At 75.7% G+C, this 14,220-nt stretch carries 14 protein-coding genes and 1 riboswitch; of the genes, 6 read left to right on the top strand and 8 right to left on the bottom strand.

The window, feature by feature from the left end; genetic code table 11:
- Positions 1–13 precede the first annotated feature (13 nt).
- Positions 14–2,197 (bottom strand): MMPL family transporter, encoded by a 2,184-nt coding sequence (locus JKP75_RS10270; protein WP_200491528.1) that lies wholly within the window; start codon positions 2,195–2,197, stop codon positions 14–16.
- Between the two features lie 165 nt (positions 2,198–2,362).
- Between JKP75_RS10270 and JKP75_RS10265 the strand changes: the two genes are divergently transcribed.
- From JKP75_RS10265 to JKP75_RS10255, 3 genes are all read left to right on the top strand, one after another.
- Entirely contained in the window at positions 2,363–2,971 is a 609-nt protein-coding gene (locus JKP75_RS10265) for a TetR/AcrR family transcriptional regulator (protein ID WP_200491529.1), read from the top strand.
- A gap of 153 nt (positions 2,972–3,124) precedes the next feature.
- Positions 3,125–3,278, top strand: a riboswitch (cyclic di-AMP (ydaO/yuaA leader).
- A gap of 11 nt (positions 3,279–3,289) precedes the next feature.
- Positions 3,290–4,177, top strand: coding sequence for a hypothetical protein (locus JKP75_RS10260; protein WP_200491530.1), 888 nt, complete (start codon positions 3,290–3,292; stop codon positions 4,175–4,177).
- Between the two features lie 100 nt (positions 4,178–4,277).
- Positions 4,278–4,583 carry a hypothetical protein gene (locus tag JKP75_RS10255; RefSeq protein WP_200491531.1) on the top strand — a complete coding sequence of 102 codons (306 nt, stop codon included), beginning with the start codon at positions 4,278–4,280 and terminating at the stop codon, positions 4,581–4,583.
- 17 nt (positions 4,584–4,600) lie between these two features.
- On the opposite strand, the gene JKP75_RS23845 is transcribed toward JKP75_RS10255, so the two are convergent.
- From JKP75_RS23845 to JKP75_RS10235, 4 genes are all read right to left on the bottom strand, one after another.
- Entirely contained in the window at positions 4,601–5,572 is a 972-nt protein-coding gene (locus JKP75_RS23845) for an NADPH:quinone oxidoreductase family protein (protein WP_200491532.1), read from the bottom strand.
- Between the two features lie 70 nt (positions 5,573–5,642).
- On the bottom strand, positions 5,643–6,503 hold the full coding sequence (locus JKP75_RS10245; protein ID WP_200491533.1) for a siderophore-interacting protein: 861 nt from the start codon (positions 6,501–6,503) through the stop codon (positions 5,643–5,645).
- Positions 6,504–6,538: 35 nt separating this feature from the next.
- Positions 6,539–6,901 carry a DUF1330 domain-containing protein gene (locus JKP75_RS10240; protein ID WP_200491534.1) on the bottom strand — a complete coding sequence of 121 codons (363 nt, stop codon included), beginning with the start codon at positions 6,899–6,901 and terminating at the stop codon, positions 6,539–6,541.
- An 8-nt stretch (positions 6,902–6,909) separates the two neighbouring features.
- Positions 6,910–7,116, bottom strand: coding sequence for a hypothetical protein (locus JKP75_RS10235; protein ID WP_200491535.1), 207 nt, complete (start codon positions 7,114–7,116; stop codon positions 6,910–6,912).
- 75 nt (positions 7,117–7,191) lie between these two features.
- Here JKP75_RS10235 and JKP75_RS10230 point away from each other — a divergent pair, with 75 nt between their 5' ends.
- Entirely contained in the window at positions 7,192–8,832 is a 1,641-nt protein-coding gene (locus tag JKP75_RS10230; protein ID WP_200491536.1) for a bifunctional 3'-5' exonuclease/DNA polymerase, read from the top strand.
- A gap of 18 nt (positions 8,833–8,850) precedes the next feature.
- On the opposite strand, the gene JKP75_RS10225 is transcribed toward JKP75_RS10230, so the two are convergent.
- Positions 8,851–9,201 carry an ArsC/Spx/MgsR family protein gene (locus JKP75_RS10225; RefSeq protein WP_200491537.1) on the bottom strand — a complete coding sequence of 117 codons (351 nt, stop codon included), beginning with the start codon at positions 9,199–9,201 and terminating at the stop codon, positions 8,851–8,853.
- A gap of 100 nt (positions 9,202–9,301) precedes the next feature.
- Between JKP75_RS10225 and JKP75_RS10220 the strand changes: the two genes are divergently transcribed.
- Positions 9,302–10,123 carry a TSUP family transporter gene (locus JKP75_RS10220; protein ID WP_200491538.1) on the top strand — a complete coding sequence of 274 codons (822 nt, stop codon included), beginning with the start codon at positions 9,302–9,304 and terminating at the stop codon, positions 10,121–10,123.
- A gap of 84 nt (positions 10,124–10,207) precedes the next feature.
- Here JKP75_RS10220 and JKP75_RS10215 read toward each other — a convergent pair whose 3' ends face one another.
- Positions 10,208–12,004 carry a helicase-related protein gene (locus JKP75_RS10215; RefSeq protein ID WP_242471944.1) on the bottom strand — a complete coding sequence of 599 codons (1,797 nt, stop codon included), beginning with the start codon at positions 12,002–12,004 and terminating at the stop codon, positions 10,208–10,210.
- 190 nt (positions 12,005–12,194) lie between these two features.
- Positions 12,195–13,226: a zinc-binding dehydrogenase gene (locus JKP75_RS10210; protein ID WP_200491539.1), complete on the bottom strand. Its 1,032-nt coding sequence runs from the start codon at positions 13,224–13,226 to the stop codon at positions 12,195–12,197.
- Between the two features lie 154 nt (positions 13,227–13,380).
- Between JKP75_RS10210 and JKP75_RS10205 the strand changes: the two genes are divergently transcribed.
- Positions 13,381–14,205 carry an acyl-CoA thioesterase domain-containing protein gene (locus JKP75_RS10205; protein WP_309229733.1) on the top strand — a complete coding sequence of 275 codons (825 nt, stop codon included), beginning with the start codon at positions 13,381–13,383 and terminating at the stop codon, positions 14,203–14,205.
- Positions 14,206–14,220: the final 15 nt, after the last annotated feature.

The following is a 14,220-nucleotide window of genomic DNA, read 5'->3' as shown; positions in this document are numbered from 1 at the left end:
CCGGTCGCCGGGCTCAGACGGCGACCGGCTCCTTCGCCGCGGGGCTGTCCTCGAGCGCGCGGGTGAGCTTCTCGCCCTCGACGTCGACGTCGGGCAGCACCCGGTCCAGCCAGCGGGGCAGCCGCCAGGCCGAGCGGCCCAGCAGCGAGAGCACCGCGGGCACGATCGTCATGCGGACGAGGAAGGCGTCGACCGCGACCCCGAAGGCCAGGGCGAAACCCATCGTCTTGATGATCGTGTCGCTGGCCAGGATGAAGCCGGCGAAGACGCTGATCATGATCAGCGCGGCCGCGGTGACCACCCGGGTGCCGTGGCGCATGCCGCCGACGACCGCCTCGTCCGGCGTGGCGCCGTGGACGTACTCCTCCCGCATGCGGGTCACGAGGAAGACCTCGTAGTCCATCGCGAGGCCGAACAGCACGCCGATGAGGAAGATCGGCAGCAGGCTGATGATCGGCCCGGTGCTCTCCACGCCGAACACGCCGCTGAGCCACCCCCACTGGAAGATCGCGACGACGGCGCCGAAGGTGGCGACGACGCTCAGCAGGAAGCCCAGCACGGCCTTGAGCGGCACCAGGACGCTGCGGAACACCAGCAGGAGGAGCAGGAACGCCAGCCCGACGACGACGAGCAGGTAGGGCAGCATCGCGGCGTTGAGCTTGTCGGCGACGTCGAGGGTCACCGCGGTGACTCCCGTGACGGCCAGGGAGACCCCGGTGTCGGCCCGCAGCTGCGGCGCCAGGTCGCGGATGGTGCTCACCAGCTCCTCGGTGGCGTCCGTGGCCGGGCCGCTGGCCGGGATCACGGTCATGACCGCGGTGTCCTGCGCCGGGTTGAACTGCGCCGGTGCGACGACCGCGACGTCGTCGAGCTGCGCGATGGCGGCCTGGGCCTGCTCGGTCCCGGCGACGGCGCCGCCCTCCCCGGCGCCCTCGACCAGCACCAGCAGCGGTCCGTTGAAGCCCGGGCCGAAGCCCTCGCTCACCAGGTCGTAGGCCTTGCGCTGCGTGCTGTCCGGCGCGGCGGTGCTCTCGTCCGGCAGGCCCAGCTCCAGGTCCAGCGCCGGGACGGCGACGACGAGCAGCGTGCCGGCGGTGACCAGCAGGGCGACCAGCCGGTGGCGGACCAGGGCGGCGCCCCAGCGCGCGCCGAACGGCTGCGCGGCCTGCTCCTCGCGCTCGAGGCGGGCGCGGCCGCGCGTGCCGAGGATCCGCAGGCCGGCGAAGCCCAGCACGGCCGGCAGCAGGGTGAGCGCGATGACGACGGCGACGGCGACGGTGCCGGCGGCGGCCAGGCCCATCGCGGTGAGGAACGGGACGCCGACGACGGAGAGCGCGGCGAGCGCGATGACCACCGTGAGGCCGGCGAAGACCACGGCGGAGCCCGCGGTGCCCACGGCGCGGCCGGCGGCCTCCTCCGGCTCCCGGCCGAGGAACAGCTCGTGGCGGTAGCGCGACACGATGAACAGCGCGTAGTCGATGGCGACGGCGAGGCCGAGCATCAGCGCCAGCGTCGGGGTGCTGGAGCTCAGCTCGACGAAGCCGGTGGCGATCGTGACGCCGGAGACGCCGAGGGCCACGCCGATGATCGCGGTGAGCAGCGGCAGGCCGGCGGCCACCAGCGAGCCGAAGGTGAGGGCCAGCACGAGCGCCGCCACCAGCAGGCCGATCACCTCGGCGGCGCTCTGCTCGGGCACGCCCTGGGTGGCGTCGCCGCCGAACTCGACCTGCAGGCCGGCGCTCTCGGCGCTGCGGCCGGCGTCGAACAGCGCCTCGCGGTCGGTCTCGGAGACGTCGATGGTCTGGATGTCGTAGGCGACCTGCGCGTACGCGGTCCGCCCGTCGGCGGAGACGCCGTTCTCCAGGAACGGGTCGGTCACCGATGCCACGTGCGGCGCCTCGGCGACCTCGGCCAGCGCCTGCTCGATCGCGCTGCGCGTCCCGTCGTCGGCCACGGTGCCCTCGGCGCGGAAGACGACGCGGGCCGAGGCGTTGTCCGCCGCCGTGCCCATCTTCTGCTCGAGGGTGTCGAAGGCCGTGATGGACTCGACGCCGGGGATGGTGAAGGAGTCCGAGGTCGGCCCGGACAGCGTGGCCGCACCCGCGCCGAACACCGCCAGCAGCAGCGCCCAGACGAGGGCGACCAGGCCGCGGCGGCGGAAGGAGAACCGGCCGAGCCGGTAGAGCAGGGTGGCCACGAGAACTCCTCGATCGGGGTGGCGGGCGCGGCGCCGGAGGGCCGGTCCGCAGGCTCGGACGGCGTCGGTGAACGCGACGTGCCGGCTCCGAGGAGACTAACCGCGCAGCTAGGCTGGCCCTAGCCGATCGGCTAGGTGAGATGGCACACGTCGGGAGGGGGAGCGATGAGCGCAGCACCGGGCAGCACGGCTCCGGAGGGTGGCACCGACCGCACCGCGGGGGCCGGCCGCGCCCGCCTGCTGCAGGCCGCGTTGCGGCTGTTCGCCGAGGACGGCGTCAGCGAGACCTCGCTGCAGAAGATCGCCGACGCCCTCGGCGTCACCAAGGCGGCCGTCTACTGGCACTACCGCTCCAAGGACGAGATCATCCTGGCCGCCCTGCGGCCCGCGCTCGACGAGCTGGAGCGGCTGGCCGTCGCCGCCGAGGCGGAGCGCAGCCGGCGCGGCCGGGTGGAGCTGCTGGTCGCCGGCCTCGTCGACCTGCTGATCGGCAACCGCGGCGGGTTGTCGGTGCTCATGGGCGACGTCGCCGTCCGGCACCTGCTCGAACAGAACCCGGCGCTCATGGGCGTGCTGCAGCGGATCGTCGACCAGCTCGCCGGTCCCGACCCCGCCCTCCGGGTCGCGGCCACGCTGTTCCTCGTCGGGCTTCCCGGCCCGGCCGCCGATCCCGGCTCCGCCGCGCTGGAGGACGCCGAGCTCCGCGAGCACCTCATCGAGAGCGGGCGGCGACTGCTGCTGCCGAGGCGCTCGACACGCCCGGGCCCCGCATAGCTGCGGCGCACCTCACACCCGGCGCATCGCCCCAGGTAGGGGGCCCGTCCCGGCCCCGCGTGGCCCGGTCGCCGATTGTCACGGAACCGTAACGCTGCCTACCGTGGCGCGGTCCGTCGGTCGCACCGTCCCCACCCGGGGAAGCCGCCGGGCGCCGCTGAGTCGCCGTCGTCCTCCGGGGCGCGGGGAGCCGGGGACCCACCGCAGCACTGGGGTGAATCGCGCGCCGGACCGCCGTCCGCCGCGGGTAGGGCACTTCTGAGCCCGAATCCGTCAGCTAACCCGGTAGGCGGTATCGGAAGAACGGAGAGCCGCCGGATGGCGCGCCCCAGCACCACCGCACGACCCCGGTCCACCCGCCCCGCCGCCCACCGGCGCCCCCCGTCGGCGACCCGCCGGCCGGCCGTCTACATCGGCGTCGCCGCCGCAGGCGCCGTCATCGTGAACCTCGTCGTCGGGCCCGGCCCGGACGCGCAGGCCGAGGCGGCGCAGACCGAGTCGGTCAGCGTCGCCCGCCAGCTCGGCATCGAGGGCAGCTCCGGCGCGGTCGACGTCGCGCGGGACCTGGGGCCGCTGGCCGACCTGGCCGCCAGCCGCAGCAGCCGTGAGGACGCCGAGTTCGCCGCGCTGGCCACCCAGGCCGCCGCCGACCAGGCGGTGCTCGACCAGCAGCGGGCCGACGCGGAGGCCGCCGCCCGGCGGGCCGCGGAGGAGGCCGCCGCACGGCAGGCCGCCGAGCTCGCCGAGCTGGCCGCGGCGCAGGCCGCTGCCGCGAAGCCCGCGCCGGCCGCACAGGCCCCGGCCGCGGCGGTCGCGCGGGCCGCGGGCTCGGTCGCCGCCACCACCCGCGCGACGATCAGCAACAGCGCCGGTGCGATCAAGCCGCGGGCGCAGGCCGCCGCGGACGCCGTCGTCAGCAACGTCCCGGGGGCGGGCTCGATCACCCTCGGCGGCACCCGGCCCAGCGCCACCGACCCCGGCGGCCACCCCTCGGGCCTCGCGGTGGACTACATGGTCATGGCGAACGGCGCCCTCGGCGACGCGATCGTGGCCTACCACGTGGCGCACTGGAGCGAGCTCGGCGTGGAGTACCTCATCTGGGAGCAGCGGATGATGAGCACGCCGGGCGGTGCGTGGAAGCCCATGGAGAACCGCGGCGGCGCGACGGCCAACCACATGGACCACGTGCACGTGAACTACCGCTGAGCGCGGCGCCCAGCGGGCCGGCGCTAGTGTCGACGGCCCCGGGCGGCGGCTCCTCCGAGCACGCGGCCCGTTCCCGGAGACCGAGCTGGAGGAGCGCACCGTGACGACGACCGGTCGTGGACGGGGCCCCGACGACGAGGAGTCGCCCGCGGCTCCGCCGATCCCGTCCTTCGCCTCGCTGCGCGCCCCGCGCCGCACCCATGCCGCGATGGACGTGCTGCTGCCGCCCGCGCTGCCGCCGGTGCCCCCGCCGGTGCGGGAGCGGCCCGTGGCGGCCGCGCCCAGGCCCGCCGAGTGGCCCGACCTGCTCCGGTTCGGGGTGCGCGCCGCGACCGCCGCACTGCGCCTGCCCGGCCTGCTGGTGCGCGAGCCGGCGCGCCGGCTGCGGCGCCTCCTGGGGGAGTAGCGCCGCAGCCGGTGCGGTCAGCCGCGGACGCGGAGGAGGACCTTGCCGGCGGCCCGGCGCTCGTCGAGCTCGGTGACGGCGGCGACGACGTCCTCCAGCGGGTGCACGCTGCCCAGCACGGGGTCGAGCTTCCCGGCCTCGAGCAGCGGGTAGAGGTCCTCCCACTGCTCCTTGGGGAAGCCGGGCGCCCCGACGGACCAGAACGCGCCCCAGCCGACGCCGACGACGGAGACGTTGTTGAGCAGCAGCCGGTTGACCTTGACCGTGGGGATCTCCCCGCCGGTGAAGCCGAGGACCAGGATCCGGCCCTCGCGGCCCAGGCTGCGCAGCGAGTCGGTGAAGCGGTCGCCGCCGACCGGGTCGACGACCACGTCGACGCCCTTGCCGCCGGTCAGCTCCTTGACCGCGTCGCGGAAGCCGTCGGCCGGCACGACCTCGTCGGCGCCGGCGGCGCGGGCGACCTCGCCCTTGGCGTCGCTGGACACGACGGCGAGCACGCGGGCGCCGTAGGCCTTGGCCAGCTGGACGGCGGCCGTGCCGAGCCCGCCGGCGGCGCCGTGCACCAGCACCGACTCGCCCTCGCGCAGCTGGCCGCGTCGGCGCAGCGCGAAGTGCATGGTCAGGTAGTTCATGGGCAGGGCGGCGCCCTGCTCGAAGCTGACGCCGTCCGGGAGCGGGAAGGTCAGCGACGGCGCCGCGGCGACGACCTCGGCGAAGCCGCCGAGCGACGGGAAGGCCGCGACGCGCTGGCCGGCGGTGAAGCCGCTGCCCTCGGGGGCGGAGCGCACGACGCCGGCCACCTCGCTGCCCGGGGTGAAGGGCAGCGGGGGCTTCATCTGGTACTCGCCGCGGCTCTGCAGCACCTCGGGGTAGGTGACGCCGGCGACGTGGACGTCGATGAGCACCTTGTCGCCGGCCTCGGGCTCGGGGACGTCGACGACCTGGATCGCCCGGGGGCCGTCGAGGGTGGAGATCTGGGCGGCGCGCACGGGTCCTCCTGCGGTGGGGGTCGGTGGGGCTCCGAGCTTGTCAGACGGCCGCCGCGGCCGGGCGGGCGGCTCAGGCCGGCGCCGGGGCCTCCTCGGCCGCGATCTGCGCGTTCCACTCCTGCTTGGTCGACTGCCAGCCGTCCTCGGTGTCGCCGCGCCGCCAGTAGCCGGAGATCGACGTCCACTCCGCGTCGAGGCCGCACACGGCGCGCAGGTGCCGGCGCAGCTCGCGGACGGCGTGGGCCTCGCCGTGCACGAACAGGTGCCCGCGGCCGGGCGGCAGTTCCGCGGCCCGGACGGCGGCGACCAGCGTCTCGCCCGGTTCGCCGTCCCCGCGGTGCAGCCAGCGCAGCTCGGTGCCGGCGGGCACGGTCAGGTCGGGCTGCTCCTCCTCGGGGCCGGCGACCTCGACGAAGGCCAGGGCCCGCGCGCCGGCGGGCAGTCCTTCGAGCGCCGCGGCGATGGCCGGCAGCGCGGCCTCGTCCCCGGCGAGCAGGTGCCAGTCGGCGCCCGGGTGCGGGCGGTAGGCGCCGCCGGGCCCCATGAACTGGATGCGGTCACCGGGCTGCGCGGCGGCGGCCCACGGGCCGGCCACGCCCACGTCGCCGTGGTGCACGAAGTCGATGGTGAGCTCGCCGGCCTCGGCGTCCCACGCCCGCACCGTGTAGGTGCGGGTGACCGGCCACTGCTCCGGCGGCAGGGTGGCGCGCAGCTCGTCGACGTCGTAGGGCGCCGTGTAGCCGGCGCCGGCCGGGGGCAGCTGGAGCTTCACGTAGTGGTCGGTGAACTCGCCGGCGGGGAGGTCGCCCAGCCCCTCGCCGCCGAGGACGACGCGGATCATGTGCGGGGTGAGGCGCGTCGTGCGCAGCACCTCGGCCACCCGCGGGGTGCGCTTGCGGGGCTGGCGGGTGGCCTGTCGTGCCTCGGTCATGCCTGAACGGTAGTCCGGGGCTGGTTAGGGTGCCCTCACCAGGGGGTCGTGGCCTGCAGCACCGCCTCGGTGAGCGCGCGGGTGCGCAGGGCGGTGACCTGCTGGTACTCCGGATCGGCCACCATCGCGCTGAACGCCTGGCGGGACGGGTAGCGGATCAGCAGCACGGCATCCCAGTCCTGCCCGGCCTCGGCGACCAGCGCGGTGGAGCCGTCGCCGGCGTAGAGGATCTCGCCGCCGTAGCGGGGCAGGAACGTCGTCCGCAGCGCCTCGGCGTACTGCGCGTAGGAGTCGCGGCCGCCCTCGGCGTAGCGGAGCAGGTTGAGCATGACCACGGGCCCGCCCGGGTCCTCCTGCAGGTAGCGCTTGAGATCGGCACCGCGGGGATCGACAGCCATGCCGAACGTTAACCGGCGGCGGCCCTCCCACGCCCCAGCTGCCGCAGCGTCTGGACGACGTAGACGACCGACAGCACGAAGAACGCGGCCCCCACCGCGGCCCGCACCTGGTCGTCGGTGAGCGGGGACCGTCGTGCCACCGGGGTCGCCACCGTGTCGGCGACCCTCGCGCGCCAGCCCTGCAGACCGGCCTTGCCCATCGAGACGGCATCCATGGGGACGCCCTACCCCCGGGCGGGCTCGGTCAGCCGCGGAGCCCCGCAGTCGTACCCGTCGAGGAGACTGCGGGGGTGAACCGGATCGTCCTCGTGCGCCGCGGCGAGGAGGTCGAGCTCCGGGCGGACGACGGCGTCCTCCGGGTGCCGGCCGACGCGCTGCCGGAGGCCGTGGCCGCCCGGGAGGCGGGGCCGGAGCCGGTGCGCTGGGTCTGGGACGACACCACGCGCTGGTACCCGGCGCTGCTGGCCGCGGGGGTGCGGGTCGCGCGCTGCACCGACCTGCGGCTGTGCCACGCGCTGCTGCGGCGCTCGCCGTTCGCCGACCGGGGGCTGCTCGCCGCCGACGACGCGCCGGGCTGGGACGCGCTGCAGCCGGTGACCGCCGTCGACGCCGGGCTGTTCCCGCTCGACGACCCCGCGGACCGGCTGGACCCGGTCGCCGAGCACGAGCGCCAGCAGGCGGTGCTGGCCGCCTCCGCCGAGCGCGGGCGGCTGGCCCTGCTGCTCGCCGCGGAGTCATCCGGCGCGCTGGTGGCAGCCGAGATGACGTACGCGGGCCTGCCGTGGCGGGCCGACGTCCACGACCGGCTGCTCTCCGAGCTGCTCGGGCCGCGGCCGCCGGCGGGGCAGCGCCCGGCCGCGCTGGAGCGCCTGGCCGCCCGGATCCGGGACGCGCTGGGCGCCCCCGGGCTCAATCCCGACTCGCCGGCCGATCTGCTGCGGGCGCTCCGGGCGGCGGGGCTGCCGGTCCCCGACACCCGCTCCTGGACCCTCGAGCAGGTCGAGCACCCGGCGATGCCGCCGCTGCTCGAGTACCGCAAGCTCTCCCGGCTGCTCACCGCCAACGGCTGGGCGTGGCTGGACGCCTGGGTGCGCGAGGGCCGGTTCCGCTCCTGGTTCGTGCCCGGCGGTGTCGTCACCGGGCGGTGGGCGTCCAATGGGGGCGGGGCGCTGTCGATGCCGGTGCAGGTGCGCCCGGCCGCGATCGCCGACGAGGGGTGGCGGTTCGTCGTCGCCGACGTCGCCCAGCTCGAGCCGCGGGTGCTGGCCGGGATGAGCGGGGACTCCGCGATGGCCGACGCGGCCCGCGGCGCCGACCTCTACCAGGGCATCGTCGCGGCGGGCGTCGTCGGCAGCCGGGCGGAGGCCAAGGTCGGGATGCTCGGCGCCCTGTACGGCGCCACCCGCGGCGAGAGCGGCCGGATGATGCCGCGGCTGACCCGGCGCTACCCGCGCGCCATCGGCCTGGTCGAGGAGGCGGCGCGGGCGGGCGAGCGCGGCGAGGTGGTGCGCACCCTGCTCGGCCGCGGCTCACCGCTGCCGGCGGCCGGGTGGGCCGACGGCGCCGACCTCGGCGAGGCGCCCGACGACGGCGGTTCCCGCGAGGACCGCGACCGCCAGCGTCGCGCGTGGGGCCGGTTCACCCGCAACTTCGTCGTCCAGGGCACGGCGGCGGAGTGGGCGCTGTGCTGGCTGGCCGACCTGCGCAACCGGCTCTGGCAGCTGGGGGAGGGCGAGCTCACCGCCCGGCCGCACCTGGTGTTCTTCCTGCACGACGAGGTGGTCGTGCACACCCCCGAGCACCTGGCCGACGCGGTCGGCGAGGCGGTGCGGGAGGCCGCTGCCGCGGCCGGCCGGCTGCTGTTCGGGGAGTTCCCGGTCGACTTCCCGCTCGACGTCTCCGTCGTCGGCTCCTGGGCGGACGCCGGCTGACGGCGCCCGGTCCCGCGGTCAGCCGCCGGTGATCTCGCGGAGCGTCTCGTCGTCGCGGGCCACCCACGCCCGCCCGTCGCCGGCCAGCACGATCGGCCGCTGGATCAGCGCCGGGTGCCCGGCGAGCAACCGGAGCCAGACGTCGGGGTCGCGGGGCAGGTCGCGCACCCCGAGCTCGCGGGCCAGCGGGTCGCCGGTGCGGGTGATGTCCCACGGGTCGAGCCGGAGCGCGGCGAGCACCTCCCGGAGCTCGGCCTCCGTCGGCGGGTCGTCCAGGTAGCGGCGCAGCGCGACCTCGACGCCGGCGTCGGCCAGCCGCTCGCGGGCGGCGCGGCTCTTGGAGCACGACGGGTTGAACCAGACCTCCACGCCGGCAGCCTAGGTCGGTGCGCGGGGGAGGCGGCCGCCGTGGTGGAGTGGTCGCCGCCTCCGGCGCCGCCGGACGGATCGGGGCTCCGGGGGGAGAGGGATGGGCGAGCTGCTCGCGGGGGACGTCCTGCCCGACGGGCTCGGCACCGCGACCCTCCTGCTCGTCCTGCTCGCCGGGCTCACCGCCGGGTTCATCGACGCCGTCGTCGGCGGGGGCGGGCTGGTGCAGCTTCCGGCGCTGCTGCTGGTCCCCGGCATCAGCCCGGTGCAGGCGCTGGCCACGAACAAGCTCGGATCGGTGTTCGGCACGACCACCAGCGCCGTCACCTACTACCGGCGCGTCCGCCCCGACCTGCGGACCGCGCTGCCGATGGCGGGCATCGCGCTCGTGGGCAGCTTCTGCGGCGCCTCGGTGGCCGCGCTGTTGCCCGCGAGCGTCTTCAAGCCGGTGATCGTGGTGGCGCTGATCGGCATCGGGGCGTTCACCGTGCTCCGGCCCGCCCTGGGCGACGTCACCGCGCTGCGGCACAGCAGCCGCCGCCACCACGGGACGGCAGCGGTCATCGGCGCCGCCATCGGCTTCTACGACGGCATCCTCGGGCCCGGCACCGGCTCGTTCCTCGTGTTCGCCATGGTGTCGCTGCTGGGCTATGCGTTCCTGGAGGCGAGCGCCAAGGCGAAGATCGTCAACTGCGCCACCAACCTGGGCGCGCTGCTGTTCTTCGTGCCGCACGGCTCGGTCTACTGGGGCCTGGGCCTGCTGCTGGGTGCGGCCAACATGGTCGGCGGCTACCTCGGCGCGCGGACGGCGACCGCGCGCGGCAGCGGCTTCATCCGCGTCGCGTTCCTCGTCGTCGTCGGGGCGCTGGTGCTCCGGGTCGGCTGGGACGTCTGGCAGGAGAACGTCCGCCCGCACCTCTGACGTGCACCGACCTGGCGCGCGGATGCGGCATCCCGAGGTCGGGAACGCTGCATCCGCGCGCCCGGTCGGCCTCGGACGGCGGGGTCAGCCCCGGCGGGAGCGCCCGCGCGGTCCGCCCTGGCGGCCGCCGAGCGCGCGGCCCGCGGAACGCTGACCACCGGGACGGCGGTCGCGGTTGCCGCCCGAGCGGCCGGCGGGACCACCGCTGCACGGGCGGCAGGTGGTGAACCAGGGGGCGATCGCCGAGCCGCAGCTCGTGCACTTGCCCGACCGGCCCAGCGCGATCGCGTCGGGGAGCAGCTCGGTGATCATCTCCGCGCACTCCTCCTCGACCCAGGCGGCGTCGTCGCCGTCCAGGCCGCCGACGCCGGGGAACTGGCGCAGCAGCGTCTGGGCGTCGCGGGCGGCCGCGGCGGCCTGCTCGTACTCCTCGACGGTGCCGCCGCGGGGGACGTCGGGCAGCACCGTCTCCGGCGGGACCGGGATGCCGACCGCGTGCTGGAGCGCGGCCTTGGCCAGCGTCAGCCAGCGGGTGCGCCGCGGCGGGTTGTAGTCGATGGCCAGGTTGACCAGCCGCCACACGGTCTCCAGGTCGCCGGCCGCGCCGAGCGGGCCGCGCAGCAGCGGCAGCAGGGCGTGCACCCGCAGCACCAGGCTGGTGACGTCGTCGGCGGTCATGGCCTGGTCGCGGGTCGCGGCCCGGGCCCACGCCATCCAGCGGGTGAGCGCCTCGGGGAGATCGACGGCCTCCATGGCGCCGAGGTCCTCGAGCTCGGGGCGCAGCCGCGGGGCGCGCTTGGGCAGGTCGCTCATCTCGTCGCCGCGGGCCACGGCGGCACCGTTGGCGACCAGCCCGGCCAGGGGCTTGAGGCCGCTGACGCCGATGAGGATGCCGACGGCGCCGTGCCCGGTGAGGCCGTAGCGGCCCGCGCGGCCGGCGATCTGCGCGGCCTCCCAGGTGCGCAGCGGCCGCACCTCCTGGCCGTCGAACTTCGTCGTCTCGGCGAACAGCACGGTGGTGGCCGGCACGTTGATGCCGTGCCCGATGACGTCGGTGGTGACCAGGACGTCGAGCTCACCCTCGGTGAACCGGTCGATGACCTCACGGCGGGTGGCCGGGGGCAGCGCGCCGTAGAGCACGCCGACCTTGCCGGGGCGGTGCTGGTCGAGCTCGGAGGCCGCGGCGTAGACCGCCTTGCGGGAGAACGCGACGACCAGCGTCTGCGGGCGCACGCCCTCGGGGCGCACCGGGGCGCGCAGCACGTCGAGCCGGGACAGCCGCTTGTGGTTGACGACCTCGACGTGCTCGGCGTCGGAGACCAGCGGCTTGAGCACCAGGTAGGCCTCGGCGGCGCTGATCAGGTGCATCGTGCGGTACTCGCCGGTGAGCAGCAGCCGCGCCCAGTGGTGGCCGCGGTCGGGGTCGGTGACCCAGTGCGCCTCGTCGAGGACGAGCATCTCGCCGCGCGGCGGCGCCTTCTCGACGGTGCAGCAGACGATCGGCGCGAACGGGTCGATCTCCTCCTCGCCGGTCGACAGGCCGACGGTGCCCTCGGGCAGCAGGGCGGAGAGCTTGGCGTAGGCCTCGTGCGCCAGCTGGCGCAGCGGCGCGGCGTAGACGCCCGAGCCGGAGGCGGCCAGCGCCTGCAACGACTCGTAGGTCTTGCCGGAGTTGGTGGGGCCGAGGTGGAAGACGACGTCCTCGGGCCGGGTGCTGCGGGTCGGCAGCGCGGGCTCGGCACCCTCGACCCAGCTCTGCTGCGCCAGCTTCTCCTGGCGGGCGGCGGCGCGGTCGGCCTCGCGGGCGGCGGTCTGGCGGCCGGCGGAGCGCTCGCGACGGCGGGCCGTCTGCGGCAGGGGGGTGGACTGGATCTCGGGCAAGCAGTGTCCTTCGAACGGGTTCGGAGCAGGGGCGGGGTCGACGCCGTCGCAGGCGGACCATCGCTCCGATCAACAGCGGGGGCGGCGGGTTCATGCCCGGGGCCGTCTGCTCACCGGGCCCGCACGGGCACCCCATGGTCGCACCGACCGGCGGTGCGACCTGCGTCGCACCGCCGATCGACCCCGTCCGTCAGGGCTGCACGAGGATCCGGATCGGGTTGCCGTCGCGCTCCTGGAGGCGGCGGATGCCCTCGCCGACGTCCTCGAGGGAGACCACGCCGCTGATCGACCGGGACAGGTCCAGCCGGCCGCTGGCGACCAGCTCGGCCAGCGTCCCGATGTCGGTGCCCTGGTAGCCGAGGTGCCCCCGCGCCTGCTTCGTGGAGAGCCCGAAGCCCAGGGTGCTGCCGAGGGAGGCCTCCTCGCCGCTCAGCCCGACGACGACCACGCGCCCGCCGTTGGCCAGCGACGCCAGGCCCTGGTCGAAGGTGACGGCGAGGCCGACGGCGTCGAAGGCGACGTCCAGCATCCGGCCCTTGGTGGCCTCGGAGATCTTCGCCGCGAGGTCGGGGTCGCGGGAGTCGAAGGCGAAGTCGGCGCCCAGTTCCAGCGCCCGCCGGCGGACCTCCTCCTCGAGGTCGACGGCGATGATCGGGTTGGCCCCGACCAGCCGGGCGAGCTGCACGACGTGCGTGCCCACGCCGCCGACTCCCCAGACCCCGACGGCCTCGCCGATGCGGACCTGCCCGGTGTGCACGACCGCGCCGAAGGGCGTGGAGACCGCGTCGGCCAGGATCGCGGCCTGGTCCATCGGCACCCCGTCGGGCACCTCGGTGAGGCCGAACGCGCTGGCCAGCGTGTACTCGGCCCACGCGCCGTCGTAGGCGAAGGCCATGAGCTGGATGCTCAGGCACTGCCGGCCGCGCACGCAGTTGGCGCAGGTGCCGCACGGGCGCCCGGCGGCGGGGATCACCCGGTCGCCGACCGACCAGCCGGTGACGCCCTCGCCGAGCTCGGCGATCGTGCCGGAGGCCTCGTGGCCCTGGGTGATGACGTCGGGGGTGCCCAGGCCGCCGAACACGCCGTCGATCAGGCTGAGGTCGGAGTGGCAGATGCCGCAGTAGGCGACCTTGATCAGCACCTGGCCGGGGCCGGGTGAGGGGATCGGGACGTCCTCCACCGCCCACTCGCCGGTGGCCTTGTAGAACCGCTGGGCACGCATCGTTCCTGTCATGGAGCAACTGCCTCTCGCCGGCGGCGACCGCCGGGTCTCTGGGACGGGTCGGGCGACAGTGTGCTGGCCGGGCGGTGACGTGCGTCGCAACCCCACCTCCGTATCGTCGCGGCGGCGATCCGAATCGACCGAGGAGAACGCAGTGCGCAGCGAGCCGGGGGCACCCGCAGAGTCCGAGCCGACGGTGCACGACGTCCTCGACCTCGAGGAGATCGACCGCGACCTCTACCGCAGCACGCTGGTCTTCGCCGACCCCTTCCCGCTGTACGGCGGGCAGGTCGCCGCGCAGGCGCTGCTCGCCGCCGGGCTGACCGTCGGCGAGGGCCGGCTGCCGCACTCGCTGCACGGGTACTTCCTGCGCAGCGGCGACGCCGCCCGGCCGACGATCTTCCGCGTCGAGCGGGACCGGGACGGTGGCTCCTTCTCCGCCCGCCGCGTCGTCGCGGTGCAGGGCGGCGAGGTCATCTTCAGCATGGCGGCGTCCTTCCACGCCGGCGGTGCGGGCCCCGACATCCCCGTGCAGGAGATGCCCGACGTCGAGGCGCCGGAGACGCTGACGAGCCACGGGATGCCGCGGCTGTTCACGATGGAGAGCCGGCGGCCCGGGCAGGCCGACGAGTCCTGGCGGCTGCCGACCCGCTTCTGGGCGCGGACGACGGTGCCGCTGCCCGACGACCAGCTGGTGCACGCCTGCGTGCTGACCTACCTGTCCGACATCGGCACGGGGCTGGCCAACATGCCGCAGGACGAGGCGAGCCCGGGGCCGACGCTGGACCACGCCCTCTGGTTCCACCGGCACGCGCCGCTGGACGACTGGGTGCTCATGGACATGCAGCCGGGCACGGTCTCGGGTGGACGCGGCTGGTACACCGGTGCGATCTTCACCGCCGGCGGCACGCTCGCGGCCAGCTTCACGCAGGAGACGCTGTTCCGGGCGGGCAAGAACCCGTTCCGCCCCGGCAGCTGACCACCCGCCCCGACC

Origin of the sequence: Blastococcus sp. TML/M2B (assembly GCF_016612865.1) — a bacterium.
GTDB lineage: Bacteria > Actinomycetota > Actinomycetes > Mycobacteriales > Geodermatophilaceae > Blastococcus.
This window is presented reverse-complemented; position numbering and strand designations above follow the sequence as displayed.

Excerpts from the sequence above, each read along its gene's own strand:
- JKP75_RS10265 (WP_200491529.1), top strand. The coding sequence starts at position 2,363 with ATGAGCGCAGCACCGGGCAGCACGGCTCCGGAGGGTGGCACCGACCGC.
- JKP75_RS10260 (WP_200491530.1), top strand. The coding sequence starts at position 3,290 with ATGGCGCGCCCCAGCACCACCGCACGACCCCGGTCCACCCGCCCCGCC.
- JKP75_RS10245 (WP_200491533.1), bottom strand. The coding sequence starts at position 6,503 with ATGACCGAGGCACGACAGGCCACCCGCCAGCCCCGCAAGCGCACCCCG.
- JKP75_RS10240 (WP_200491534.1), bottom strand. The coding sequence starts at position 6,901 with ATGGCTGTCGATCCCCGCGGTGCCGATCTCAAGCGCTACCTGCAGGAG.
- JKP75_RS10235 (WP_200491535.1), bottom strand. The coding sequence starts at position 7,116 with ATGGATGCCGTCTCGATGGGCAAGGCCGGTCTGCAGGGCTGGCGCGCG.
- JKP75_RS10220 (WP_200491538.1), top strand. The coding sequence starts at position 9,302 with ATGGGCGAGCTGCTCGCGGGGGACGTCCTGCCCGACGGGCTCGGCACC.
- JKP75_RS10210 (WP_200491539.1), bottom strand. The coding sequence starts at position 13,226 with ATGCGTGCCCAGCGGTTCTACAAGGCCACCGGCGAGTGGGCGGTGGAG.